Origin of the sequence: Massilia sp. DWR3-1-1 (assembly GCF_049898325.1) — a bacterium.
Taxonomy (GTDB): Bacteria; Pseudomonadota; Gammaproteobacteria; order Burkholderiales; family Burkholderiaceae_D; genus JAFCUW01.
The window spans coordinates 36,766-61,959 of record NZ_JAFCXL010000013.1; the positions used below are offsets into that span (position 1 = coordinate 36,766).

Genomic DNA, 25,194 nt, shown 5'->3' on the forward strand with positions numbered 1-25,194 from the left:
TGCCTCAATGCTGGAGCGCCCCCAGGTCGACGCCGGCGGCGGTGCGCATGACGCCGTTGAAGTCGACCGGATGGGCATGCTCGAGCTCACCCTTGCCGATGGCCGGCGAGCCGGCGGCCAGGCTGAAATCGGGTGTGACCGTGCCGCCATAGTCGACGAAACGGGGCGCGGCGGCCACCGTCCTGGCATGCTGCATGCCAGCGGCCAGATGCCAGTCACCGGCCGGGTGTTGGAACACCAGGTTGCTGCGATAGGCATTGTGGCGCCCCGTGGTGCCGCGCTCGACGATGCCGCGCTGGTTGTCGAACACGATGTTGTTGCTGACGGTCGTAAAATCGTTGGCGCCCGGCGCCAGGTAAAAATCGCCGCCACCGACCAGGATGCCGATGTTCGAACCGGTCACCGTGTTGTTGACGACGCGCACGTGGTGGGCATCGTGCCACATGACGATGCCGGCGTTGCCGCCTCGAAAAACGAGATTGTTTGCCACCAGCGCCGGGGTATTGATGGCGATGCCGTACACCGAGGGGCAGTCGATGGCGCCGATGTCGTGCACGGTGTTGCCGATGACTTCGCCGTGCGTGCCCTTGAAATAGCTTTCGAGGGTGATGGCGGCGCCGTCGGCGTCGTCGCAGGCGATGCCCCTTGCAATGTCGTGGACGCGGTTGTGGCGCAGCGAATCGAAGGAGCCGGCGTTGTAGAGACCGTGGCGCCAGCGCACGCCGGCCTGGTGCGCGCTGCCATCGATGTCGAAGCCGACGATGTCGACGTAACTGCCGCGGTTGTCCCAGGCGATGGTGCCGCTTGACTGGGGCGGCGGCACGATGCGGGCGTAGCCGGGCCGGGTGGCAACATAATAGATGCGCGCCGTCTCGGTGCCGTTGGCGACCGTCTTGAAGCCGCCCGCATAGCTGCCGGACGCGACGTGGATGGTGGTGCCGGGCAAGGCCGCCCTGGACGCTTTCTCGATGCTGAGGAAGGGCGACGATTCGCTGCCCAGGTTGTTGTCGGCGCCGGTGGTGGCCACGTACAGGTGGTAGGGGGTCGGTGGCGCCAGTGGCGCCTCGGGACCGGCCTGCGGCGCGCTGCCGGAGCGGCAGGCCGTCGCCAGCAGGCCAGTGGCGGCAGCGACGGCCACGACGGCAAGTCGGAACGGATGGTCGGGCATGGCGGTCTCCTGATCAAAGGGCAAGCCGTTCAAGTTTGAAGCAAGGCAAGGGCGCCCGATTTCGAATGGCGCAAACTGGCGCGGGATCGGCGTGGTTCGGTGCCCAGGCGTGTTGGCATATTTTCACGTTTTTCGCTACGCTGGGCAACAAGGTCAATTACGAGGAGGCGCAATGCGCACATTGAGCATGCCGGGCGGGCGTTCGATCCCGGTGCTGGGGCAGGGCACCTGGAACATGGGCGAGGACCCGGCCGAACGGGACCGCGAAGCCGACGCCTTGCGACTGGGGCTCGACCTGGGCCTGTGCCTGATCGACACGGCCGAAATGTACGGGGAAGGCGGCGCCGAACGCGTGGTGGCGCAGGCGCTGGCGGGGCGGCGCGAACAGGCCTACATCGTCAGCAAGGTCTACCCGCACAACGCCGGCCGGCGCGCCGTGCAGGAGGCCTGCGAGCGCAGCTTGCGCCGCCTCGGCACCGACCGCATCGAACTGTACCTGCTGCACTGGCGCGGCGGGGTGCCGCTGGCCGAGACGTTCGAAGGCTTCGAAGCGCTCAAGGCGGCCGGCAAGATCGTCGATTACGGCGTGAGCAATTTCGACCGCGACGACATGCTCGAGGCGCACGCCACGGCGGGCGGCGCCGGCGTCGCCGTCAACCAGGTGCTCTACAACCTGGCCCGGCGCGGCGTCGAATGGGACCTGCTGCCCTGGTGCCGCCAGCACGGCGTGCCGCTGATGGCCTATTCGCCGCTCGAACAGGCCGGCATGCTGGGCGTGGCCGCCCTGCGCGCGGTGGCTTCGCTGCGCGGGGTGACGCCGGCCCAGGTGGCGCTGGCCTGGCTGCTGCGCCAGGACGGCATTATTGCCATTCCCAAGGCGGTCAGCGCGCGCCACGTGCGCGAAAACGCCGCCGCTGTGGGCGTGACGCTCGAAGCGGAGGACCTGGCGGTGCTCGACACCGCCTTTGCGCCACCGCGGCGGGCCACGCCGCTGGCGATGCGCTGATCCATCGCCGACAGGCTGCTAGGGCGCGAAGCCAACCCGCTCGCGCAGCAGGAACAAGGGATTCGAGACGATCGCCGAGGCGCTGTGGGTGCTGTCGTTGCCGCAGTGGCCACAGGTATGGCGGCGGTGCGCACGCACGGCGAACGCGCCCAGGTCCAGGTGCGGATAGCCGCAGCGGGCACAGTCGACGCAGCCGTCGGCAAAGGCCATCGCGGCCAGTGCCGGCGGGGTGACGTCGACCCGGTCGATGGCCGGGTGGCGGAACACGCCGACGGCGCGCAAGGCCAGCGCCGGCACGCGCAGGTCCAGCGTGGCGCTTTGCACTGCGATGGCGCCGTCCTGCAGGGAAAGCCGCAGCGGGGCGGCGCCGGCAGCGAGCAGGACCGGATCGATCAGCAGCGGATCGAGCGCGATCGACAGCGGCGTGGACGCGGCGCGGCAGCGGCCGTCGGCGCGCGCCAGGTCGGCATTCACGCCCCAGTAGGCCTGGTGCGACACGCACCACCAGCGCGTGGCGCCGTTGCGAAATTTGCCGGCGGTCCGCAAGCGGCAGTCGACCAGGCCGGCGCCCAGCACCCCCGTCAGCAGGCCGGCGCCGCCGCCGGCGATGGCGCCGACGGTGGCGCTGGCCGACCAGGCGATCGCCGCCCGCGCCGGCACGCCGGCGGCACTCCCTTGCCGCTGGGCTGGCCCCGCGATGGTCACCTTAGCCCTTCGGCGCCCCCGTCGTCATCGCCCGGCTGATCGCCACGCAGCGCTGGTCCTCTTCACGCAGGGTCAGCAGGGCGCGCCGGGTGCCGGCCGACAGCGTCGTGTAGCGCGCCGCGGCGCCGTCGAGGCGCTTGACGCTGGCCGCAGTGCAGGTGGCCGGGATCATCTCGGCGTAGCTGCGCATGAACACGGGCCCGGCGCTCTTGTCGAGGGCCGGCAGGCTGGCCAGGCGCTCGGCGGCGGTGGCCTCGTTGAGCACCTTTTGTTCGACCGGGTAGAGGCTGTAGATGGCCACCCGCACGCGCGAAAACGGCAGCGTGGTTTTCTGGTCCTGCACCTTGGCCAGCCATTCGCGCTTGGTGGCGGCATCGGGCCGGGACACGCTGGCGGCGAGCGCCTTGCCCTGGCCGGCGTCGGACTTGTCGCGCAGCTGCTCGGCGGCGATCAAGGCCGCGCTGCCCGGGTAATCGAAACGGTTCAGGCGCGCGATGATGGCCCAGCGCAGATCCTGGCCGATCTCCAGGCCCGTCACCTTGAGCGAGCCGTCGAGCAGTGCGGCGAGGCGGTCCAGGCCCGGCTTGCTGCTGGCGGCGCCCAGGTAAAAGCCGAACCAGCGGCGCTGGAAGTTGCTGTCGGCGCTGTTCGCTTGCACGGCGCGCCAGCCGGTTTCTTCCATCTGTGCCGTGGTCGCGGCGGCGTAGGCGGGCGCCGCCTGCATGGCGTCGAGGTAGTGGTGCGAACTCGACAGCATGCCCAGCACGCTGCCCAGCAGGGTGTAATCCTTTTCCAGCGGCGCATTGGTCAGCGCCGTGCCGATAAATTCATTGAGCGGCAACTGGCCGTCGCGCACGCCGTCCCACAGGCTTTGCCACAGCATCGAGCGCAGCAGCGGATCGGCGACGCCGGCCACGCTGGCCTGGGCGGTGGCGAACGATTTCTTGTCGAGTCGGACCTTGGCAAAGCCCCAGTCCTCGTAGTTCGGGTAAACCAGGTCCGGGCAGGCGCTGCCCACCAGGGCGGGCACGCTGGTGGAGGCGCCCTTGTAGGTGACGTCGGCCCTGGCGGCCAGGGTCAGCTTGTCGCCGTCGCGCGTGAACGTGGCCACCTGCACGCGCTGTTCGCGCAAGGTCGGCAGGGCCGGCGTGGCGCTCTGGCGCAGGCTGAAGGCGGCCACCTTGCCGGCGCTGCAGCGGTAGTTGGCGGCGATGGTGTTGACCCCCGCTTCATAGAGCCACTGGCGGGTCCACGGCTTGAGGTCGCGCCCGGCCGCTTCACCCAGGCTGCCGATGAAGTCGTCGAGCCGGGCGTTCTTGAAGGCGTATTTTTCCAGGTAGTTGTGGACCCCTTTGCGGAACACTTCGGCGCCCAGCAGGTGGCGCAACTGCATCAGGGTCGATGCGCCTTTCGAATAGGTGATGGCGTCGATATTGTCGAAGGCATTCGCGGTCGAGGCCACCGGCACCTCGATCGGGTGGGTCGAGAGTGACTGGTCGGTGGCGTAGGCGGCCTGTTTGCCGCCCGCATAGAACGACAGCCAGGCGTGCTTGAATTCGGTCGCCTCGGCCGTCGCCATGGTGCCCATGAAGGACGCAAAACTCTCGTTGAGCCACAGGCCGTTCCACCATTTCATGGTCACCAGGTCGCCGAACCACTGGTGCGCCATCTCGTGCATGATGGTGCCGGCCAGGCCCTCGCGCTGGGCCTGGGTCATGGTCGACTGGTGCAGGAATCCCCGTTCGCCGAAGGTGACGGCGCCGGCGTTTTCCATCGCACCGTAGAGGAAGTCCGGCACCAGCAACTGGTCGTACTTCTCCCACTGGTAGGGCACGCCGAAATAATTGTCGAAGAAGGTCAAACCGTCCTTGGTGTACTTGAACCAGTCGGCCGGCGTCACCTGCGACGCCACCGACTGGCGCGCGAACAGGCGCATCGGGTACTTGCCGCTGTTGTCTTCCCATACCTTGTAGGGGCCCGCGTGCAGCGAAAAATTGTACGGGCTCAGTACCTTCGAGACGGGAAAGCGCCAGTGCCGGGTGGTGGCGTCGGCCGGGTTGGCCTCGACCGCGCTCTCGCGCCGGGTCGACACCACCACCCAGTCGGCCGGCGCGGTGACGCTGACCTCGAAGGTCGCTTTCAGGTCGGGCTGGTCGAACAGGGCGAACATCTGGTGCGCGGCGGCCGGCTCGAAGTGCGAGTAGGTATACACCTTGCCGTCGGCCGGGTCGACCATGCGGTGCAGGCCTTCGCCGTTGGTGCTGTGCAGGCGCGTGTAGCGCACCACCACGCTGTTGCGGCCCTTGGCCAGGTCGGCCGCGGCGATGGTGATGAAGAACTGGTTATAGGCCGCTTCGACCGGCTTGCCATTGACGCTCACCGCGACCACGCTGGCCTTGTCGAGGTCGATCGTCAGGGGTGCGCTGTTGTCGGCCAGGTCGAAGTCGATGCGGCTGGTGCCGGCAAAATCGGGCTTGCCCGTCAGGGTAAAGTCGAGCACGTAGGCGACGTTCGACACGCGGCTCGAGCGGGCGCTGGCATCCTGCTCGGTCAAATAGGTATTGGCCGCGCGCGCGGCCGGGGCCGCGGCCGCCGTCGCGGCGGTCGTCGTGACGGGGGCGAAGGTGGCGATGGCGCTGGCGACGGCGAGGACGAGGACGGGCAGACGGCGGGCAAATGGGATCACGGCATTCCTTGGGCTGGGGGTGGCAAAAGAATAGCACGGCATATTGCCGATGAACATTGCAACTTGATATGCATGTCGGCTGCCAGCCGGCCCCGCGCGCCCACGAAAAAGGGGACGGCGCCATCGCCGTCCCCTTCACTTGTCATGCCGGGTTCTGCCCGGTTCTGCCCGTTTATGCCCGGTTCTGCCCGGTTCTGCCCGGTTATGCCCGTTTACGCCTGCAGCGCAGGGTAGTCCGTATAGCCTTCAGCGCCAGGACCGTAGAACAGCTGCGGCCGCTGCGGATTCATGGGCGCGTCTTCTTTCAGGCGGCGCGGCAGGTCCGGGTTGGCGATAAACAGTTTGCCGAAGGCGACCGCGTCGGCCTTGCCCTCTTGAATCAGTTGATCGGCCGATTCGCGCGTCAGTTGTTCGTTGGCGATGTAGACGCCGCCGAATTGTTCTTTCAGCAGGGGGCCCAGGCTGTCCGCGCCCACCGCCTCGCGGGCGCAGATGAAGGCGATGTTGCGGGCCTTCAGTTCGCGCGCCACGTAGCCGAACGTTTCGGCCGGGGTCGAGTCGCCCATGTCGTGGGCGTCGCGGCGCGGCGCCAGGTGCATGCCGACCTTGCCGGCGCCCCACACGGCGATGCAGGCGTCGGTTACTTCGAGCAGAAGGCGGGCGCGGTTTTCAATCGAGCCGCCGTAGTTGTCGGTGCGGGTGTTGGTGCTGTCTTGCAGGAACTGGTCGAGCAGGTAGCCATTGGCGCCGTGGATTTCCACGCCGTCGAAGCCGGCCAGCCTGGCGTTTTCGGCGCCCTTGCGGTAGGCGGCGACGATGCCGGCCAGTTCGGCCGTCTCCAGCGCGCGCGGCACCGGGTAGGCGCGCTCGGGGCGCAGCAGGCTGACGTGGCCGGCGGCGGCGATGGCGCTGGGGGCGACGGGCGTCGCGCCATCGAGCAGGCTGGGGTCGGAAATACGGCCCACGTGCCACAGTTGCATGAAGATCAGGCCGCCGGCGGCGTGCACGGCCTCCGTCACGACTTTCCAGCCTTCAACTTGCTCATCGGACCAGATGCCCGGGGTGTTCTCGTAGCCGACGCCTTGCGCCACCACCGAGGTCGCTTCCGACAGGATCAGGCCGGCGCTGGCGCGCTGCACGTAATACTCGGCCATCAGCGCGTTCGGCACGCGGGCGCCGCCGATCGCGCGGGCGCGGGTGAGGGGGGCCATGACGATGCGGTTGGGCAAAGTGAAATCGCCGACGACGAGGGGATCGAAAATAGTGCTCAAGGTGGTGCTCCTAAAGTCCGTGATGCAATTGATGAAGAAACGCCTGGATGACGTCTTCATTGCGTTTGTAAAAAATCCACTGGCCCACGCGTCGGGCGCTGATCAAGCCGGCTTTTTGCAGGCTGGCCAGGTGCGCCGACACCGTCGACTGCGACAAGCCCGTGCGTTCGTCGATCAGACCGGCGCACACGCCCAGCTCGAGGCCATGCTCCTGCTGGGCGAAATACGCCTGCGGCTCTTTGAGCCACAATAAAATCTGGCGCCGCACGGGGTTGGCCAAGGCCTTGTGGATTGCGTCTATGTCCATATAAAAGTTTCTGTATCGGGTTTCTGCGAACCTAATATCGTCATATTACGATATGTAGAAAAAACTTGCTCGCGCCGCCTGATTGCGGCGCCGCCCGGGCAGTTCAGCCCAGCAGCAAGGCGGCCAGGGCCAGCAGGGCCGGCACGCACTGGATCCACAGGATGGTTTTTTTGACCGTGGCGGCGCCCCAGGCGCCGGCCACGGCCACGCACACCAGGCCGAACACGGCGAAGGCGCGGGCGACGGCGGCATCGGGATGGAGCAGCCCCAGCACCAGCGCCGCCACCAGGAAGCCGTTGTAGCAACCCTGGTTCGACATGGCAGGCGCCATGATCTCGGCCTTTTCGGCACTCAGGCCGAACACGCGCCGGCCACGGGTTTTGAAGAGCACCGTCTCGAGCAGCACGAAGTAGACGTGGAGTACGGCGATGAGGGCGATCAGGAAATGGGCAAGCATGGTCATGGCGCGGCCGGGGTCGGTGGTGAAAGAGGCTTGCAGTATACATAAGGTCGCCGGCGGGCAGGCGGGCGCCGCTTGCCGCTGGCCGCCCCCCGTGCTACCGTCGCGGCTGTTTGACGACTGTAATCAGGGGAGTGGGCATGAGCTGGATGTTGCTGGTATTGGCGGGATTGCTGGAAGTGGTGTGGGCGGTGGGCCTGAAATACACGGAGGGATTTACCCGCCTGTGGCCGTCGCTGCTGACACTGGCGGCGATGGCGGCCAGTGTTGGCCTGCTGGGCCTGGCCTTGCGCAATTTGCCGCTGGGTACGGCCTACGCCGTCTGGACCGGCATCGGCACCGTCGGCACGGCCATCGTCGGCATGGTGCTGCTGGGCGAACCGGCTGGCGCCTTGCGGCTGTTATCGATTGGCTTGATTATTGCCGGCATTGCCGGATTGAAAATGCTGACGCCTGCTTAAACGGTCCGGCGCCGTCCAGCGCGTGTAGATGCGCGCCAGTTCGCCACTAGCCTTGAGTTTTTGCAAGGCCGCCTCGATCGCCGGCGCCAGCGCCGGATCCGCCTTGTTGCTGATCCAAAAATACACGAGGCCCGGATCGAATACGGTGGGCAGCACCGTCAGCTGCTGTTCCAGCCGGGCACTGCGGATATAGTAGAACAGGCTCGATTCGTTGAGATAGGTGTAGCGGCCGTGCCCGTGCAGGGTCTTGCGCAGGTTGACCAGGCTGTCGCCAGTGCTGTCGTCGACCTCGATGCCGCGCGCCTTGAGCACGGGAATATAGCCCGAGCCGCGTGCCGTATTAATGAGTACTTTGCGGCGGGCCAGCTGGTCCAGGTCCGCTACCGCCTCCGTGTCGCCGGCAAGGGCGGCCAGCCGGTAGCGCGCCTCGTACAGCGGCACGCTGGCGCGCACGGCGATGCGACGGCGCACGGGCGACTCGACCAGCGCGCACGCGGCCCACACCGAGCCGCGCTCGAGGCCCTGTTCGATCACGCCCAGCGAGCGGGCGCGGTCGTAACCGGTGAAATGCAGGCGCGGATCGCGCTGTTCGATGGCCGCCAGCAGATCGGCGCACATGCCCTGCGGCTTGCCCTGGTCCAGAATCCACTTGGGGGCAACGCTTTCCTGCGCCATGATGGGCACTGTGATGGTGGCGCCGGCCCGGCCCGTCGTGCACGCAAGAGCGCCCAGCGCCAGCACAAGCAGGCTGCGGGTGGTGGCGTCCATCAAGCTGTTGCCGGGTGTGTGCATGGGAGATCGTTGCCTGTTCAATATCGATTGATTTTCGCACAAAGCAGGCCAGCCCGGCACACGATGTAACGGGCTGGCCCGGCGATACAGGCACGAGCGCCAGGGGCGCGCGCGGCGCGCCGGTGCCCCGCTCGCCGGGGACCCGATCGATCAGTCCTGCGCAGCGAAGGCGGGGTTGGCCCGGGTCAGGTAATACCATTCCTGGTTCGGCCCGGCATTGACGTCCGGGAACAGGATGCGCCCCTCCAGCTCAGACAGCACCGGCGTGCCGTCGGCGCGGGTGCCGATCAAGGTGCCCACCTCGACGGGGTCGAAGCTGCGCCAGGTGCGGGCGAAGCTGTCGCCCTGGTCGAGTTTGTCGTGCACCACCACCATCGACAGCGCCTCGATCTGATCGGCCGCCACCGCTGGCGGTGCCGGCGCGTCGATCAGTCCCAGGTGCGCCAGGGTGTTCATGATGGCGCGGTAGGCCACCTCGGGCGCCTGCGGATCGCGGTGCTGGCCGCACTCGAGCGTGAGGGCGTAACCGCCCGTGCTGCGCATGAATTCGGTGGTGCCGACGCCGTAGCGCAGCACCGTTTGCAATTGCGAGGCGTCCGACAGGCGCCGCTGGACGCCGGCGCCGTAGGTGGCCAGCCAGCCGTCGACGAAGCGGCGTACGCCCAGCCGCTTGGCCAGCGCCTTCTCGCTGGCGGCATGGGCGAACGGCTGCAGGGGACCGTCGTTGTCGGCCGGGCCCACCATCACGAACGGCTCGCTGTCGGCATTGAAGGAATGCAGGTCGAGCAAGACGTCGTGCGCGGCCAGCAGGGGGCACAGCCAGTTGGCGATGCGGTCCTCGAAATCCTGCGGCGCCGGGTTGGGGAACAGGTTGCGGTTCAGGTTGCGGTCGCCCGCGCGCCGTTGCAGGCGGTAGGCCAGCGGGTTGGTCACGGGGACGAAGGTGACGCTGCCGTTGGCGATGCGCAGGGCGCCGCTGTCGAGTTCGGCCATGACGCGGCCGATGCCGATGGTGCCGCAGGTTTCGTTGCCATGCACGGCGCCGGTGACGATCAGGCGCGGGCCTTCACCGAGGCCCGTGTAGTTGATCGATTTGAATTGCAGGTCGCTTGCGCTTGTCATGGCTGGCCGTGAAAAATGAATGGTGGCCGATATTCTAGCAGCCTGTCGGACTTAGGATCGTCAGCTGCAAAAATACCTGGGACGGGCCATATTTCGCCGCTTTCTCGGTCAATAGCTCGCTATTGACACTGCGAAATCGTCAAAATCTGTCCTCGCCCAGCTATTTTTTCGCTATGACTCCCTAAGCCCGACAGGCTGCTAGCGCAACAAGGCGCCGCCGGGCCGGCTGCGGTGGCCTGCGGTAGAATCGCCCCGTCAGCCTTCCGCCACCGCCCATGCCGCCGTCTTATTTTTCCCGCAATTGCGTCCCCGCCCGCATCCACGGCCTCGACACCCTGCGTGCGCTGGCCGTCAGTGTCGTCGTGCTGCACCACTATGTGCTGTTCGTCAGCGGTGCATCCACCTTCGGCTGGCTGGGCGACATTGGCTGGGTCGGCGTCGACCTGTTTTTCGCCCTCTCGGGCTACCTGATCGGCAGCCAGATTTTCAGCGGCCTGCGCAGCGCCGACGGCTTTTCCCTGGGCCGCTTCTATGGCCGCCGCCTGCTGCGCACCCTGCCCAATTTCTACGCGGTGCTGGCCTTGTACTACCTGTGGCCGTGGTTCCGCGACGGCGCGCCCATGCTGTCGCCCTGGCGCTTCCTCAGTTTCACGCAAAATATCCTGCTCGCGCCCGGCAGCGGCTTCTCGCACGCCTGGTCGCTGTGCATCGAAGAGCAGTTTTACATGCTGCTGCCGGCGCTGGCCTTGCTGATCGCGGCGCGCCGCCGCCCGCTGGCGCTGGCGTGGACGGCGCTGGCGGCCACCGCGGCGCTGGGTCTGGCCGCGCGCGGCTGGCTGTGGCACGAGCACGTCGACGGCCAGGCGGCGGCCCAGTTCAATTACTTCAAATATATCTATTACGCGTCCCTGTGCCGGCTCGACGAATTGCTGGCCGGAGTCGCGCTGGCCCTGCTCAAGCATGCTCACCCGGGCCTGTGGCAGCGCCTGACCCGGCACGGCGACGCCGCGCTGGCGCTGGGGCTGGCCGTACTGGCGGCCACGTTTTACTGGTTCCTGCTCGACCGTTACGGCCTCGCCGTGACGCTGTGGGGCTACCCGCTGCTGGCGCTGGGCTTCGGCTTATTGCTGCTGGCCGCGCTCGATCGCGCCGCCTGGCTGGGCCGCACCCGGATTCCCGGCTGCCAGCGCCTGGCGCTGTGGTCGTACGCGATCTACCTGGTGCACAAGCCGCTCGGCGTGCTGGCCGCCAAAGCGCTGGCCGCGGCCGGCTTCGGCCCCGAGTCCGCGCTGACCATCGGCATCGTGCTGGCCGTGTCGGTGCTGGGCGGGGTGCTGTTGTACGTGCTGGTGGAGGCGCCGTTCATGGCCTTGCGCGAGCGTTACCTGCCGGCGGCCGTCAGCGCGCCAGGCGGCGCTGCCCGCCTTCGACGCCGCCTGCGCTGACGTCGAGTACGCCGAATGGCGCCGGCATCGCGCCCAAAAACGCCAGCACGGCGAACGCGCGCATGGCCGCATTGCCGTCGGCGCTGGCCTCGATGACGGCGCGCAGTCCGGGGATGGCTTCCTCGGTGCGGGGCGACTCGTAGGCCTTGATCAGCAGCGCCACCAGCGCGCCCGGGTCGCCCCGTTTGAGCACCTGATCGATCACCGCCAGCAGCGCGTGCTGCATGCGTGGGGTCGGGTGGGTGATGTGGGCGAACACCAGCGGCGTGTTGCTGATGGCAGTGGCGAGGATGCGCTCGATCTGCTCCGGCCTGGTGTCGGAGGCGATGTCGAAATACGCGCCGTTCCAGCGCGTGGCGGCGTAGCGGTGACCGGGCGGGAAGGCGTCGATGGCGTCGAAGCCGCACAGGCGCGACAAGTGGGCGAGGCCGGCGGCGATGGTGTCGAGAAGGGGCATGGCGCCAGTGTAGCGCAATTGCGCACGCCTGGCGCCGTGCCGCCTCAGGCGGCGGCGTCGCCCGCCTCGATGCCTTCAAAACGGCCGGCGCGGAAGTCTTCCACCGCCTGCTGCAGTTCGGCCTGGGTGTTCATCACGAACGGGCCGTACTGGACGATCGGCTCGCCCAGCGGGCGCCCGGCGATGAGCAGCACGCGCGCATCCTTGGCGGCGTGGATGCGCACGCCGTCGGCGGCGGCGGGATTGGTCAGAATGGCCATCTTGGTCGCCGGCACCGCCTTGCCCTCGACCACCACCTCGCCGCGGAACACGTACAGGAAGGCGTTGTGCCCGGCCGGCAGTTGCTGTTCGAAGCTGGCCCCGGCGGGCAGCGCGATGTCGAGATAGACCGGCGCGGTGCCGTCGCGCTGGACGGCGCCGTCGACGCCGTGGCTGCTGCCGGCGATCACCTGCACGACGGCGCCTTCAGCGGTGGCGACGCGCGGCAGTTGCTCGGCCGGGATGTCGCGGTACCAGGGCTTGATCATCTTGTCGCGCGCGGGCAGGTTCAGCCACAGCTGGAAGCCTTCCATCAAGCCCTCGTTCTGCTCCGGCATTTCCGAGTGCACCACGCCGCGCCCGGCCGTCATCCACTGCACGCCGCCATTGGTGATCAAGCCTTCATGGCCGGCGCTGTCCTTGTGGCGCATGCGCCCATTGATCATGTACGAGATGGTCTCGAAGCCCCGGTGCGGATGCTCGGGGAAGCCGGCGATGTAGTCGCCCGGCTTGTCGCTGCCGAAGGCGTCGAGCATCAGGAAGGGGTCGAGGCGGCGCTGCAGCGACTGCGTCAGCACCCGGTTGATCTTGACGCCGGCGCCATCCATCACGAATTGTCCGTTGATGAGGCGCTCCACGGCGCGCGCTGCGTGTACCCGATAACTGCTCATGCTGCTTCTCCCAAAAAAAGAAAAAGGCGCCCGCTGGCGCCCCTGGCGTGGTGCCGGTAAAACTCAGGCCAGCACGGCGTCGATCTGCGCGTTGGCCTGGGCCTGGCCCTGGGCGACCGCGTCGGGACCCATGCCCATGCCTTCGCTGTAGAGGTAGCTCACGTCCGTCATGCCCAGGAAGCCCAGGAAGGTGCCCAGGTAGGGCACTTGGGTGTCGCTGGCGCCGTCGCGGTGGATGCCGCCGCGGGACAGATTGACATACACTTTTTTGCCGGTCAACAGGCCTTCCGGACCATTCGCGCCGTAGCGGAACGTGACGCCGGCGCGGGCGATGGCGTCGAAAAACGCCTTCAATTGGGTGGTGATGCCAAAGTTGTACATGGGCGCGCCGATGACGATGACGTCGGCTGCCTGCACCTGGGCGATCAGGGCGTCGTCGAGGGCGATGCGCGCATTCTGCGCGGCCGAGCGCTGGTCGGCCGGGGTGAACAGGGCGCCCAGGCTCGCTTCGTCGAGCACCGGATGGGGATCGCTGGCCAGGTCGCGGCGCACCAGGGTGGCGCCGGCGTTGGCGGCGAGCAGACCGGCGACGAGCTTGTCGCCCATGCGGGTCGATTCGGAACCGCTGCTGCGGGCGCTGGAGTTAATTTGCAGAATGTTCATGAGTGGCTTCCTTCGGGGTTGATGGTGTGTCGGACTTCAATGAAGAGCACTTTAACAGTTCCATTTGCCATCCGGAAGAGCGTAAAATGGACAACATTATTCCTTTAGTGGCACAATCGATGATCGATCCGAATGACCTGCTGCTGTTTGCCCGCATCGCCGAAAGCGGCAGTTTCAGCAAGGCCGCGCTGCGCCTGGCGCTGCCCAAATCGACCGTGTCGCGCCGCATCGCGCTGCTCGAAGCAGCGCTGGGCGAGCGGCTCCTGCAGCGCACCACGCGGCGCCTGGTGCTGACCGAGTTTGGCGAGAGCCTGCTCGAGCACGCGCGCCAGGTGGCGCTGCAGGTCGAGGCGGTGGCGGCGCTGGCCGAACACCGCCAACAGGAGCCCAGCGGCAAGCTGCGCCTGTCGATGCCCAGCGACTTCGCCAACCTGGGTTTGTCGGGCATGCTGGCCGCCTTCATGGCGCGCTATCCGGCCATCACGCTCGAACTGGACCTGTCGCCGCGGCGGGTCGACCTGGTCGCCGAAAACTTCGACATCGCCATCCGCATGGGCGACCTGCCCGACGACGCCACGCTGGCGGCGCGCCGCATCACCTTCGAGCATATCGGCCTGTATGCGGCGCCGTCCTACCTGGCCCTGCGCGGGCTGCCGGAGTCGCCCGACGACCTCGAACAGCACGATTTACTGTGCCTGCTAAGCCGCACGGGCGGCGCCCAGTCGTGGGCGCTCACGCGCGGCAAGCTGCAATGGTCGCGCGCGCTGCCGGCCAAACTGACCGCCAATTCGCCCGATCTGCTCGCGCGCATCGCCTGCGCCGGCGCCGGCATCGCCGCCAGCTCCGATCTGTTCGCCACGCCGTTTCTGAAAAAGGGCGAGCTGGTGCGCGTGTTGCCTGAATGGGAACTGCCGGCGGTCACGGGATGGGCCGTGTTTCCGGGGCGCCGGCTGATGCCGGCCAAGACGCGCGCCTTCCTCGACATGATGCAGTTGCTGTCGTGCGAAGAGGCGCGGAAGCAGTTGCTGCTGTAGGTGCCAGGTCTCAGGCGGGCCGGTTGCCCATCGACTCGCCCAGCCGGATCGGCCGCTCGGGGCCCCAGGCCGGGTTGAAGGCGATGGTGTCGGCCTTGAACAGCATGACGATGGTCGATCCCAGCAGGAAGCGGCCGAATTCCTCGCCCTGCTTGAGGACGATGTTCTGGTCTTCATAGGTCCACTCGCACACGCGCCCGGGACGGGTGGGGTTGACCACGCCGTGCCAGACCGTCTGCATGCTGCCGACGATGGTCGCGCCCACCAGCGTGAGCACAAATTCGCCGTGCTGCGGCGAGTGGAACACGCACACCACCCGCTCGTTGCGGGCGAACAGGCCGGGAATTCCGCGCGCGGTGGTAGGGTTGACGGAAAACAGCGCGCCCGGCACGTAGATCATGCGCGTGAGGCGACCGTCGCACGGCATGTGCAGGCGGTGGTAATCCTTCGGGCTCAGATACAGGTTGGCGAAGCTGCCGTGCTGGAAGTGGGCGGCCAGGCGGGCGTCGCCGCCGACCAGCTCCGTGGTGCTGAAGGCGTGGCCCTTGGCCTGGAAAATCTGGTGGTCCTCGATGGCGCCCACCTGGCTGATGGCGCCGTCGACGGGGCAGACAAAATCGGCCTTGGCCAAAGGGCGCACGCCGTCGCGCAGGGGCCGCGTGAAAAACTCGTTGAAGCTGCTGTAGCTGGCGATGTCGGGGTTGACCGCTTCGCTCATGTCGACGCCGTACTTGGTGACGAACCATTTGATCAGATTGGTCGTCCACACGCCGCCCCTGGCGCCCGCGACGCGCCCGGCCAGGTTGGTGAGCGCCTGCTTGGGCAGCAGGTATTGCGGCAAAACCTTCAGACGGTCAGACACGATGTCAGCCTTTCAACATAAACGAGCGGCAATTATAGCGGGGCGGCGAGGGCTGCGGCGCGCCCGTTTGCGTCATCGCTGTCGTCGGCGGCGCGCCCCTGCTGCGACAGGGCGTCCGCGGCGCCGTTACGGTGGCGGGGAATCCAGCGCAAGGTGGTCTGCGGCAGCCGCGCCAGCAGCGCTTGCGCCTGTTCGCGCAAGGGGCGCAGCGCAGCCGCTGGCCGCGCCGCGGTCGCGCCCACGTCGTCGATGACGACCTTGCTGTCGCCGTACACGGTGAGCGGGCCGGCGCCGTTGGTCAGCGCCATTTCCAGCAGGGCTATCAGGGCGCGGTACTCCGCTTCGCTGCTGTTGCCGTAGCCGGCCGCGCGCGCGCTGGCATGGTGTTCGCCGGCAGGCCCGGTGAGCAGGGCGCCGATGCCGCAGCGGCCGGGATTGGGCCAGGCCGAGCCATCGAACCAGCCCCGCCATGGCGTGGGCACGCCCAGCTTGAGCGCCGCGCGGTGCTCCTGGAGGGCCAGGCGGCGCTGTTCGCGCGCCGCCGCGCTGGCCGCCTGCGCCGCCTGTTCGGCCGCCCGCCGTGCCAGCAGGGCGGGCAGCCTGGCGGCGCCGCCGGCGGCCGCCTGCATGGCCAGGCCCAGTGCCTCGTCGCTGCCGATGCCGCGCGCGGCCAGGCGGCGGCTGGCGGCGCGCTCGGCGCGGTTCGACAGCAGCGCCAGGGTGGCGGGGTCGGTGGCGTCAGGCGCGAGCGGGGTGGGGAACATGGGCGCAGCATAGCAGTTGCGCAAAAAAGGCTGGCGCCCGATCGATCGATCGGGCGCCAGCCCCGGATTTCATGGACGCCGCCAGGACGTCATCAGTTGCGGCGCGGGTTGTCCGGCCGGTCGTCGCGGTGATTCGGCACGCCGTCGCCATCGCGGTCACGGTCGTTGCGGTTGGGGATGCCGTCACGGTCGTTGTCGCGCCGGCCGTTGTGTTCGAGACGGTCGGGCACACCGTCGCGGTCACGGTCGCGGCCATGCTCGAAGCGGTCGGGGATGCCGTCGTGGTCGCGGTCACGCCCGTTGCGCGCCGACCAGCGTGGCTGATCGAAGAACCAGCGGCCATCGCGCTCGATCCACTGGGGCCGCGAGTACACATAGCCGGGACGCTCGGCGACCCAGACACCCTGGGTCCACTGGTAGCGGTTGCCACGCCAGTCCCAGTAGCCCGGTTGCCATACATAGCCGTTGCGGCTGGCGGGCACGCGCTCGTAGCGGGGCGCTGGCGGGGCGATGCGCACGGCGTCGTAGCGTTCCGCCGCGGCCTGCACCCAGCCGCCCGACTGCAGGCGGTAGCCGCCGCCGTCGCGCACCCATTCGTTGGCACGGTACTGGTAGCCGTCGCGTGACGATTCCCAGTGGCCCGCCGCCCAGACGTGGCGGCGGCCGTCCCAGTTCCAGTAGCCGGGCGCCCACACATAGCCGCGGCGCGCCGCTGGCACGCTTTCGAAGCGCGGCGCCGGCGGCGCGGTGTTGATGACCAGGCTCACGCCCGACTGCGCCATCGAGGGCAGTGGCAGCCAGGCGGCGGCGCTGATGGCGATCAGGGCGGCGATATTGAGTGTGCGTTTCATGTCTTCTCTCCGGTGGTGATGCGATGAGATCAATATAACGATCGCCCCGGCAATTTTCGCCATTTGATGCAGTTGCTTACAACTGAAACAGCTGCGTGCAAGTGTGCGCAGATGTGCGCTGCGGCGCGCAAATGCGCCAATGCCAGCCAGATCCTCAGCCGCGCGGCGCGCCCGCGGCCCGCGCCAGCGCCCGTTCATTTTCCAGCGAGCGCATTTTCTGCTCCGCCGTCAGGCGCTGCGCGCTGACCTTCACCACCGCCACCTGGGTCGGCGTGGCGATGCTGCTCTCGCGCAGCGGCGCCTCGTGCGAGCCGGTGGCGGCGCCCGGCAGCATGGCGGCGACACCGATGGCCAGGCCGGCGGCAAGGGCAAATACGGCTTCGACGTTGTGCAGGATGTTCATGGTGCTTCCTCTTCAGGTGGGGTGGCGATGGATCCACTGTAAGGGGTGCGCCGGCACCGCGCCAGCGGCGTGCGACCGGCTGCAGGATCGGCGCGCCGGAATGCACATGGCGGCGACAAAATGCACCGGCCGCACGGCTTTTTCGCCGCCCCCCGCTAGGGTCCTGCGGGCCTTGCAGGGGTACTGCCGGCTTGCTGTTCCCCTTCAATTGACTGGCCCGCCAGAGCCGGGCCGTACAGGATACTATGGCTGACTCGATCCGTAGCGTGTTGCAGGCAGTCGACGCGCGCAGGGTGGCGTGGCGGCGCCGCCGCAACCTGGGCGCGGCGGCGCCGCCGGCCGCGCGCGGCGATGTCGTGACCGGCGCCATGCGCGCCATGGCGGGACGCTGGCGAGCGCCTGGCGCGGCCGCCATCATTGCCGGGGCCGGGATGCTGGCGGCCGCCGCCGGCGCTGTCGTCATCGTGCGCCACGCACAGGCGCTGGCCGCTGCCGCTGCCGTTGCCACATCCACATCCACGTCCACATCCACGTCCACGCCCACTGCCGCGGTCGAGCCGACGGCCGCGCCGCGCCCGCTGCCGCAATTGCAGGCGCTCGTGCCGGGCGCCGCGCTGACCGTGCCGGCTGACGGCGCCATCGCCATCGAGCGCCACGGCGCGGCCAGCGTGCTCGTGCTCGGCGCCGGCAGCGTCGCCGCGCCGCCCGTGCGCGTCGACCTGTGCCAGCAGATGCGTGAGCACGGCGCTGGCGCCGGCGCGCTGGTGCCGCTGCGGATCGGCTACGACTTCGCCGCGCTTTCCCGCTGGGTCGGCGACGGCGCCGCACCTGGCCTGCGCGCCGTCGCGCTCGGTGGCGACGCCACACTGCCGAAGATGGAAATTACCGGCCACGCGCTGGGCGCCGCCGCGCCCCTGCGCCTGCGCTGGCAGGACGCGCCGGCGGCGACGGCCTGGGTGGGCGATGCGGGCGATGCGGGCGAGGCCGGCGCGGCCGGCGCGGCTGACAATGCGGGCCAGCGCCGGCGCGCGGGCGAACGCGGCGATGTTGCACTTGGCACCGACGGCTGGCTGGTGTGGCGGCCGGACGCGGCCATTCACGTCCAGCGCCAGCGCAGCGCCGGCTGCGCGGCCGGGCAGCTCATGCTGCAGGTGGTGCGCGCCGGCGCCGGCGCCGGCAGCGGCCGTGGCCTGGTGAGCGCCTACGGCGCGGACGGCGCGCTCGTCTCGCGCGCGCTGGCGGCGGGGCGCTACCAGGTGCCGTCGCTGCTCCCGTCTCGCCTCGAAGACCAGTTCCTGTTCGAGCAGTTGCGCGCGCGCGGCATGGCGCGCCTGGACAGTGCCGGGCTGGCCGAACTGGCGCCGCGCGACCTGCCGCTGTGGCGTGCCGCGCCGGCAGCGGCGCGTGCCAGCGCGCTGGCCAGCTGGGACCGGGTGGTGCTCGACGACGGCGCCATCAAGCTGCTCAAGCGGCTCTACCGGATGGCCGACGGCGCCTATGTGCGCGAGCAGGTGCGCGTTTTTAACGGCGAGCGGCGCCTGCTGGCCTGGCGCCTGCCGCTGGCCACGGGTGCCGGCGCCGACGCCAGCGGCAGCGCCGACGGCCAGTGGCAGGTCAGCGTCGGTGGCGCGCGCGCCGGCCTGACGGCGGCCATGCCGGCGTCGGCGACGCGGCTGTTCGCATCCGTCGGCCAGGGCTGGCAGGACTGGCGGCGCGTCGACAGCTGGCCGGTTTCAGCTTCGCCTGCCGCCGACGCCGGCGAAGCCGTGGTGCGGCTGCGCCTGATCCTGGCCCAGCCGGCGCGCGCGGGCCGCAGCGTGCGCCTGATGCTGATCGGCCGCGCCGGCGCCATCGCCGGCGCCACCGTGCGCCGGCGCCAGGACGTGTGCGACGGCCGCGCCTGTCCAGCAGCCGATGCCGCCCAGTTGCTGGTGCTCGAGCCGCTGCCGGGCGCGCGCAGCGTGTCACTGGCGGTGACGCCGCTCGACATGGCGGCGCTGGCACTGCCGGGCGACCAGCAGTACCGCCACTTGCGGGTGGTCGCCGGCCAGCTTGCCTGGCTGTCGCTGCCGCTGCCGCTGCCGCCGGCGCCAGCGCCCGGCGCGGCGGGGCGGTCGCTGGCCGATGCGCCAGCCGCCCCGCCGTTGCTGGAAGACCGCAACGGCGCGCCCCTGTGGCGTGACGGCGCGCCCACCGCCGCTGCCGTCACCGCCGGCCTGGCCACGCTGCTGGGCGTGCACGCCCAGCACGATGCCGGCATCGCCGGCATGCTGGGCCGCCTGCCATCGCCATCGCCCTCGTCCTCGTCCTCCACCGGCGGCCACCGCGCCCGCCTGACCATCGACCTGGCCTTGCAGGCGGCCACCGACCGCGCCGTCGCCTGCATCGGCATGCGCGCCGGTCGCCTGCACGGCGCGGGCGCCGTTTGCGCGGGCGGCCAGGCGCCGCCCGCGGGCCGTCACGCCGGCATGGTGATCGTCGACGCCGAGACGGGCGAGATCCTGGCCGCCGCCGGCGCCGGCGGCGCCCCCGTGAACGACGCCAACTGGCGTGAAGTGCGCGATTTCGACCGCAGCGACCCGGCCCGCAGCCCGCTGCGTCTGCCCGCCCTGCAGCACGACGGCGGCGCCCATGCCAGTCCCGGCTCGACCTTCAAGGTGATCACCGCGCTGGGGCTGGAGCAGGCGGCGAAGGATGACGCCCGCATCGACGCCTTGCTGGGCGGCCTGCCGCTGGCGTCGATCAATGAGCAGGCACGCCGGCGCGGCTTCGCCTTTCAGACCGGGGCGGCCGTCTATCCGACCACGCCGGGCGCCGCGCACGTCACCAATTACAAGGGACTGGACCTGGACCGGCGCGCCGTCGACGGCCGGCTCGGGATGGCGCAGGCGCTCACCTACAGCCTCAATAGCTGGTTTGCCTGGACCGCCGAGCTGTCCGACCGCAGCCTGTTCGGCCGCGCCGACGGCGGCGTGCCGGACGTCCAGGCGCTTGAGCCGGGCGCGCTCGACGCCGTGCGGCCGATCGTCGGCATGGCGCGCCGGCTGGGCTTCGGCAGCCCCATGCGGCTCGACGGCGGCCTGTTGCCAGCCGACTTTCAGTGGGGACGCTGGGACGCGCTGCAGGCCAGCGCCGCGCAGATCGACCCGGTGCACAGCCGCCACGAACTGCGCCAGATGGCCATCGGCCTGCGCATGCAGGTGACGCCGCTGCAGATGGCGCTGGCCGCGGCCGCCGTCGGCCAGGGCAGCATCGTCGCCCCGCGCCTGCTGCAAAGCCTGGACGGCCGCGCCGCCGCGCCGGCCGTCGCCACGCCGGTGGGGGTGCGGCTCGAGCGCATCCGCGCCGGCATGAAGGGCGTGGTCGACGTCGGCACCGCCGCCGGCGCTTTCGGCGACGCGCGCCTGACGCGGGTGCGGCGCGGCTTGTCCGGCAAGACCGGCACCGCGCCCACCGGCAGCGGCGATCAGGCCACCGTCTGGTTCACCGGCTGGCTCGAGCCGGGCAGCCTGCCGGGCCAGCGCCACCGGCTGGCGCTGGCGGCGTTCGTGAGCCACTCGGCCGGCAGCGGCGGCGAACACGCCGCGCCGCTGGTGGCCGCCGTGCTGGCGGCGATGTCGGCCAACGCGGCCGGCCCGCAGATCGTGGCGAAAGCCGAACAGAGGGGTAAATAGGGGCCTGACGAAGCTCTGGCGCGCTGCCCGGCTGTGGCATCATTTCCCTGCTTGCCATGGTGGTACGCGAACGGGGAAGGTATGCGCCTGCCGGGAACACGGTATCAGGAACACGGCTGGGAACAGGTGCGAAAACTGCTGGGGCAGTGTTCGCTGGAGGCGTGCGCCCATGAAATGCTCGAGGCCGGTCTCGGCGGCGGCCTCGATGCCCGTCTCGATGACTACGTCGACGCCACCGCCGCCGCCTTGCGCGCCGGCCGCCGCCTGCCGCGCGCGACGGCCGACGGCAACAGCTACGGCGAGAGTGTGCTGGAACTGGCGCTCGGCCTGCTGTTCGAGTTGCGCGCCCGGCCCGCCGACTGGCAGGCGTTCGCCGCCGCGGTGGCGGGCGAACATGCGCGGCTGGGGCCATTCTGGCGGCAAGCGGGCGGCGAAGCGATCCTGCGCAAGAAATTCAACGACATGTACGCGGTCCTGCGCGACAAGGTCGATGCCGACAATTACGTCGTCGCCTGCGGCCGGCCGTGCAGCGCCAACCGCATGTACGCCTACCGCATGCTCGATACCGCCTACGCCGACATCGCCCGCCTGTTCGACAGCTGGCGCCAGTTGCCCGACCAGCTCGCTGCCATCCTGGGACGCCCCGTCAGCACCGTTGCCGCGCCCATCGAGGTGCGGCAGATGAAGTCGATCGGCCAGTGCCAGGGGGCCTGGGTGATCGCCTGGAGCGCCTCGCGCGAGGCGTTCACGGGCGCCGCCGGGCCCCTGCACACGCGCTCGAAGCGCTTCGCCAGCCTGAAGCAGAGCCCGGACAAGATCGGCGCCATGCTGCGCGAGATCGGCGACTACGAAGAACTGTCGGCCAACCGCGACAGCAGCTGGGCCCAGGACGCCGCCGACGCCGGTCTCTGGCTGGACGATCTGGCCAGGGTCATCGACGAGTCGGCGGCGGCGGCGCGCTGCGGGCCGGATCGGACCCTGGCGCCGGCGCAGGACGGCGCGCACGAGGCCGGGACCGGGGCCGGGTCGGTCGTCGTTTCAGCGCCCCCCGGCTATATGTGGCAAGCGGGCCAGGGCCACGACGGCGCCAGCCGGGCGGCGCTGGCGATGGCAGCCTGGTCGATGCCGGTGCGGCTGGCGGTATACCTTAAACTGATGGGGCCTTTCGACGATTGCTACCCGGCCGAATGGCTCGACGGGGCCAGCGGCGAACTGCCCACCATGGCGCAGCTGGCGGCGCGCGAGGCCGTCTCGCTGCCGACCCTGCGCAAACGCAGGGACGCCGCCATCGCCGCCCTTGGCGCGCTCGCGCCGGCCGGGGGCGCGGGCATCTTGGTCAATCTGGCGCAATGAGGAACAGGAGAGCATGGTGAACAAACCGACGAACGACACTGCGGCAGCGACAGCCAGGGCGGCGCGCGAGCGCCGGCTGGCGGCGGCCGCGCTGCTGGCGCCGCGCGTGGCGGGCGACTACCTGCTGCTCGATGACGCCGTCCTGCGCGCGGCCATCGACGGCAGTGGTCCCCTCAGCGCCGGCGAACTGGCCGCGCTGGCCGCCTCGCCGCTGACGCTGCGCCGTTTCCGCCAACTGGCGCTGAGCGCGCGCGCGGCGAGCCGCACTGTGCCCGGCGCCGGCTGGCACGCCAGCGTCGGCCTGCTGCGCGCGGCCGACAGCGGCGCCGCGCTGATCACGGTGGAAACGGACGACCGCCACTGGGCGCTGCATTTCCTGGCCCAGGACGGCCACTGGCAGGTGGTGCTCAAGCTCGACGCCGGCGCGCCGTTCGCCGCCCGCCTGCTCGCTGGCGGCGCCGTGCTGGAAGTGCGCGATGGCGCCGGCGCCATGATCCTGCAGGGGGCGCTCGACCGCGACGGCGAATGCGAGCAGGCCTGGCCGTTCGACGAAGATCCGGCGCCGCGCCTGCAGCGCCACGGCGCCGGCTTCGCCGTCAGCCTGGCCAGCGGCCACCCATGATCGGCCTGTTCAGGCGCACGCTGCGCGCCGCGCCGGTCGACACCTCGGCGCTGGGCGAGCGCGCGCTGGCGATGATGGTGGCGTCCGGCAGCGCCCAGCCGGGCGGCTGCACGGCCCTGGTGATCGACCCGCAGGGCCGCACGCGCCGCCTCGCCGCCGGCGCCCGCGTCGTCGCCGGCCCCGGCGAGACGGCCTGGCTGTTCCGCCCGGGGCCGTACCGGATGCAACTGCGCCCGTTCGCCGCGGCCCCGGAAATCGGCCTGCGCCTGTGTTTCGTGATCGACGCACCGGACCCGCACGCGCACCAGCAGCGCTTCGACCTGTACCTGGCCAGCGAGGTGCAGGGCCGGGTGACGGTGCTGACGGCGGCCGATTTTTTTGTGGCCATCGAAACGGCGGTGCAACGCGAGCTGGCCCAGGGCAACCTGGCGTTGCCGCCATGCGTCACGCTGGCCGAATGGAACCTGTTCCGGGCGGGGCTGAACCGGCTGCTGTACCTGCGCCTGGGCGTGACGGTCGACGAATGCCTGCCGGTGGACCTGGCCGGACAGGTCGATTACGCCGCCCAGTTGCGCGCGCGCGCGGCCAGCACGCAGGCGCTGCCGGCGCAGCTGGCCAGCGCGCCCGCGCCCACGCCGGCGCCGCCCGCTACTGCGCCGGCGCCGGCGCTGGCGGACGCGCAGGCCCTGCGCCGCCTGTTCCTCGAGTTGCCCTGCCAGATGTGCGCCTTGCGGGTGGCAGTGCTGCCGCGCGGGCAGCAGCTGTTTGCCCATCACCAGTCGCTGCTGCGCCGGCTCGACCTGGCCAGCCTGCAGGTAGGCACCATGCCGGCGCTGGCGCTGGCCGCGCCCGGCGCGGTGCTCGATCCGTCCAGGCAGGGCAGGCGCGCGGCCCACGCGCGGCGCGCCTGCGAAGCGCTCGACGAGCTGTGGGCGCTGCTGGCCCGCCTGCAGGGCGAGGCGGGCGAGGCAGCGGACCTTGCCGCCCTGTTCGACGACGCCGGCCGCATCGTCGCCAATCTGGAAGCGGACCTTGACGGCCGCCGCGACGTCGACGGCGGCGCCGACGTTCACGTCATGGCGGCGCCATGACGACGCTGCCCGTTTCGGCGCAAACGCGCAGCCTGCTCGCCGACGGCGCCGTGCTGACGGTGACGGCCACGCGCCGGGCGCGCGCCAACCGCGCCGACATCAAGTGCAGCGTGGCAGGCGCGCCCGCGCTGGCCGAACGGCTCTCGCAGGTGCTGCGGCTGGCGCGCCACACGGAAGCGCGCTTCGACAGCCGCGACCAGGTGGTGCTCAGTTTCGACGCCACGCCCGCCGCCGGCGAGCGTGACTGGGAACTGGCCGCGGTGCTGGCCGACCGCATGGTGCGCGGCGTGTATCAACCGCTGGGGCCGGTGCTGGCGAACGGCTGGTCCGATCAATGGCAGCTGGGCCGCATCGACGGCCACCAGCTGGCGCCGGCACTGATCGACCAGCTGCCGCCCGGCGCCGTGCTGGGTGGGGCCGCCGGCCTGGCCCACCTGGGCATGCTGACGGGACGCCCCGACCAGGCGAGCGCCGTGTCGAGCGCGCGCACCTGGTTTCCCCTGCATAGCGGCGGCATCAACGACCGCCTGTGCTGGGTCGAGGTGAGCGTCTATCCGCTCGATGCCGGGGCCGGGGCCGCCGCGGGCGAAGAGGAGGACAGCATCGGCGTGCCGGGCCTGGACTTGCTGGGGCAGAGCGCGGTGCGCGCGGCGCTGGCGGCAGCGCGCCGCTTCGACGCGCACGGCGTGGGCCGCTGGCGCAGCGTGGTGCGTTTCGAGACGACCCAGTTCCAGGGTACCTCGTGGGAACTGGCGGCGGTGATGGCCGACCGGCTCGCGCGCGGACGCGAGTGCGTGCCGGTCGGGCGGATTCTCGCCAGCGGCTGCTCGGCCGACTGGCAGGCCGGCCGCGTCGACAGCGTCGAGGCGCGCGAGCCGAAGCTGGCGCTGATGCTGGCGCAGGCGGTGGCGGGCGACCGCCTGCTGGTACCGGCCGCCTGGGAGGGGGCTTTGCCGGACGGATTGCGCGAAGCACTGGCGGCGCGCGGGGCCAGCATCGCCTGCGTCGCGCGCATCGGCATGATTTGAAAAAACCGCCGCGCCGCCGCCCTGCTAGAATCGAATGGCG

24 protein-coding genes are annotated in these 25,194 nt (G+C 70.1%); 9 read left to right on the forward strand and 15 right to left on the reverse strand.

The features are described 5' to 3' along the window. Window positions 1-4 precede the first annotated feature (4 nt). Complete coding sequence (locus ACP7EY_RS14925; protein WP_426194893.1) at window positions 5-1,168, reverse strand: DUF1565 domain-containing protein; 1,164 nt, start codon at window positions 1,166-1,168, stop codon at window positions 5-7. A gap of 172 nt (window positions 1,169-1,340) precedes the next feature. On the opposite strand from ACP7EY_RS14925, the gene ACP7EY_RS14930 reads away from it, so the two are divergent. Beyond that, window positions 1,341-2,174 carry an aldo/keto reductase gene (locus tag ACP7EY_RS14930; RefSeq protein ID WP_426194895.1) on the forward strand — a complete coding sequence of 278 codons (834 nt, stop codon included), beginning with the start codon at window positions 1,341-1,343 and terminating at the stop codon, window positions 2,172-2,174. Window positions 2,175-2,192: 18 nt separating this feature from the next. Here the strand turns inward: ACP7EY_RS14930 and ACP7EY_RS14935 are convergent, their stop codons facing one another. The 5 genes from ACP7EY_RS14935 to ACP7EY_RS14955 all read right to left on the reverse strand — a co-directional run bounded on the left by ACP7EY_RS14935 (window position 2,193) and on the right by ACP7EY_RS14955 (window position 7,606). After that, window positions 2,193-2,879, reverse strand: a complete 687-nt coding sequence (locus ACP7EY_RS14935) for a hypothetical protein (RefSeq protein ID WP_426194897.1) — start codon at window positions 2,877-2,879, stop codon at window positions 2,193-2,195. A gap of 1 nt (window position 2,880) precedes the next feature. Then, window positions 2,881-5,565 (reverse strand): aminopeptidase N, encoded by a 2,685-nt coding sequence (gene pepN, locus ACP7EY_RS14940; RefSeq protein WP_426194899.1) that lies wholly within the window; start codon window positions 5,563-5,565, stop codon window positions 2,881-2,883. A gap of 212 nt (window positions 5,566-5,777) precedes the next feature. Then, on the reverse strand, window positions 5,778-6,836 hold the full coding sequence (locus ACP7EY_RS14945; protein ID WP_426194901.1) for an alkene reductase: 1,059 nt from the start codon (window positions 6,834-6,836) through the stop codon (window positions 5,778-5,780). Window positions 6,837-6,846: 10 nt separating this feature from the next. Then, a complete protein-coding gene (locus tag ACP7EY_RS14950) occupies window positions 6,847-7,143 on the reverse strand; it encodes an ArsR/SmtB family transcription factor (protein WP_426194903.1) in 297 nt (98 codons plus the stop codon). 103 nt (window positions 7,144-7,246) lie between these two features. Further along, on the reverse strand, window positions 7,247-7,606 hold the full coding sequence (locus ACP7EY_RS14955; protein ID WP_426194905.1) for a DUF1304 domain-containing protein: 360 nt from the start codon (window positions 7,604-7,606) through the stop codon (window positions 7,247-7,249). Between the two features lie 137 nt (window positions 7,607-7,743). Here ACP7EY_RS14955 and sugE point away from each other — a divergent pair, with 137 nt between their 5' ends. Next, a complete protein-coding gene (sugE, locus tag ACP7EY_RS14960; protein ID WP_426194907.1) occupies window positions 7,744-8,064 on the forward strand; it encodes a quaternary ammonium compound efflux SMR transporter SugE in 321 nt (106 codons plus the stop codon). Here sugE and ACP7EY_RS14965 read toward each other — a convergent pair. Both ACP7EY_RS14965 and ACP7EY_RS14970 read right to left on the reverse strand, forming a co-directional pair. After that, window positions 8,005-8,856: a substrate-binding periplasmic protein gene (locus ACP7EY_RS14965; protein ID WP_426194909.1), complete on the reverse strand. Its 852-nt coding sequence runs from the start codon at window positions 8,854-8,856 to the stop codon at window positions 8,005-8,007. The genes sugE and ACP7EY_RS14965 overlap by 60 nt on opposite strands. A gap of 150 nt (window positions 8,857-9,006) precedes the next feature. Further along, entirely contained in the window at window positions 9,007-9,978 is a 972-nt protein-coding gene (locus ACP7EY_RS14970; RefSeq protein WP_426194911.1) for a succinylglutamate desuccinylase, read from the reverse strand. A 275-nt stretch (window positions 9,979-10,253) separates the two neighbouring features. Here ACP7EY_RS14970 and ACP7EY_RS14975 point away from each other — a divergent pair, with 275 nt between their 5' ends. Next, window positions 10,254-11,423: an acyltransferase family protein gene (locus tag ACP7EY_RS14975; protein ID WP_426194913.1), complete on the forward strand. Its 1,170-nt coding sequence runs from the start codon at window positions 10,254-10,256 to the stop codon at window positions 11,421-11,423. On the opposite strand, the gene ACP7EY_RS14980 is transcribed toward ACP7EY_RS14975, so the two are convergent. From ACP7EY_RS14980 to ACP7EY_RS14990, 3 genes are all read right to left on the reverse strand, one after another. Continuing rightward, complete coding sequence (locus ACP7EY_RS14980; protein WP_426194915.1) at window positions 11,377-11,898, reverse strand: hypothetical protein; 522 nt, start codon at window positions 11,896-11,898, stop codon at window positions 11,377-11,379. The two genes, ACP7EY_RS14975 and ACP7EY_RS14980, sit on opposite strands and share 47 nt — an antisense overlap. 26 nt (window positions 11,899-11,924) lie before the next feature. Beyond that, window positions 11,925-12,809, reverse strand: coding sequence for a pirin family protein (locus ACP7EY_RS14985; protein ID WP_426194916.1), 885 nt, complete (start codon window positions 12,807-12,809; stop codon window positions 11,925-11,927). Window positions 12,810-12,872: 63 nt separating this feature from the next. Beyond that, complete coding sequence (locus tag ACP7EY_RS14990; protein WP_426194918.1) at window positions 12,873-13,472, reverse strand: FMN-dependent NADH-azoreductase; 600 nt, start codon at window positions 13,470-13,472, stop codon at window positions 12,873-12,875. Between the two features lie 119 nt (window positions 13,473-13,591). Here ACP7EY_RS14990 and ACP7EY_RS14995 point away from each other — a divergent pair, with 119 nt between their 5' ends. Beyond that, a complete protein-coding gene (locus tag ACP7EY_RS14995) occupies window positions 13,592-14,506 on the forward strand; it encodes a LysR substrate-binding domain-containing protein (protein ID WP_426194920.1) in 915 nt (304 codons plus the stop codon). Window positions 14,507-14,516: 10 nt separating this feature from the next. Here ACP7EY_RS14995 and asd read toward each other — a convergent pair whose 3' ends face one another. The 4 genes from asd to ACP7EY_RS15015 form a co-directional block, all read right to left on the reverse strand. Continuing rightward, on the reverse strand, window positions 14,517-15,368 hold the full coding sequence (gene asd / locus ACP7EY_RS15000; RefSeq protein WP_426194922.1) for an archaetidylserine decarboxylase: 852 nt from the start codon (window positions 15,366-15,368) through the stop codon (window positions 14,517-14,519). A gap of 32 nt (window positions 15,369-15,400) precedes the next feature. Next, window positions 15,401-16,132, reverse strand: coding sequence for a ribonuclease HI family protein (locus ACP7EY_RS15005; RefSeq protein ID WP_426194924.1), 732 nt, complete (start codon window positions 16,130-16,132; stop codon window positions 15,401-15,403). Between the two features lie 92 nt (window positions 16,133-16,224). Beyond that, window positions 16,225-16,983 (reverse strand): YXWGXW repeat-containing protein, encoded by a 759-nt coding sequence (locus ACP7EY_RS15010; protein WP_426194926.1) that lies wholly within the window; start codon window positions 16,981-16,983, stop codon window positions 16,225-16,227. 154 nt (window positions 16,984-17,137) lie between these two features. Next, the gene (locus ACP7EY_RS15015; protein WP_426194928.1) at window positions 17,138-17,386 is read right to left on the reverse strand and encodes a hypothetical protein; all 249 of its coding nucleotides are present in this window, start codon (window positions 17,384-17,386) and stop codon (window positions 17,138-17,140) included. Window positions 17,387-17,631: 245 nt separating this feature from the next. On the opposite strand from ACP7EY_RS15015, the gene ACP7EY_RS15020 reads away from it, so the two are divergent. From ACP7EY_RS15020 to ACP7EY_RS15040, 5 genes are all read left to right on the forward strand, one after another. Next, entirely contained in the window at window positions 17,632-21,060 is a 3,429-nt protein-coding gene (locus ACP7EY_RS15020; RefSeq protein WP_426194930.1) for a penicillin-binding transpeptidase domain-containing protein, read from the forward strand. 81 nt (window positions 21,061-21,141) lie between these two features. Beyond that, complete coding sequence (locus tag ACP7EY_RS15025; RefSeq protein ID WP_426194932.1) at window positions 21,142-22,413, forward strand: hypothetical protein; 1,272 nt, start codon at window positions 21,142-21,144, stop codon at window positions 22,411-22,413. A 13-nt stretch (window positions 22,414-22,426) separates the two neighbouring features. Further along, a complete protein-coding gene (locus ACP7EY_RS15030; protein ID WP_426194933.1) occupies window positions 22,427-23,035 on the forward strand; it encodes a hypothetical protein in 609 nt (202 codons plus the stop codon). Then, complete coding sequence (locus tag ACP7EY_RS15035) at window positions 23,032-24,126, forward strand: hypothetical protein (protein WP_426194935.1); 1,095 nt, start codon at window positions 23,032-23,034, stop codon at window positions 24,124-24,126. Before ACP7EY_RS15030 ends, ACP7EY_RS15035 begins: the two co-directional genes overlap by 4 nt. Next, on the forward strand, window positions 24,123-25,154 hold the full coding sequence (locus ACP7EY_RS15040) for a hypothetical protein (protein ID WP_426194937.1): 1,032 nt from the start codon (window positions 24,123-24,125) through the stop codon (window positions 25,152-25,154). The genes ACP7EY_RS15035 and ACP7EY_RS15040 overlap by 4 nt, the downstream gene beginning before the upstream one ends. Window positions 25,155-25,194 lie beyond the last annotated feature (40 nt).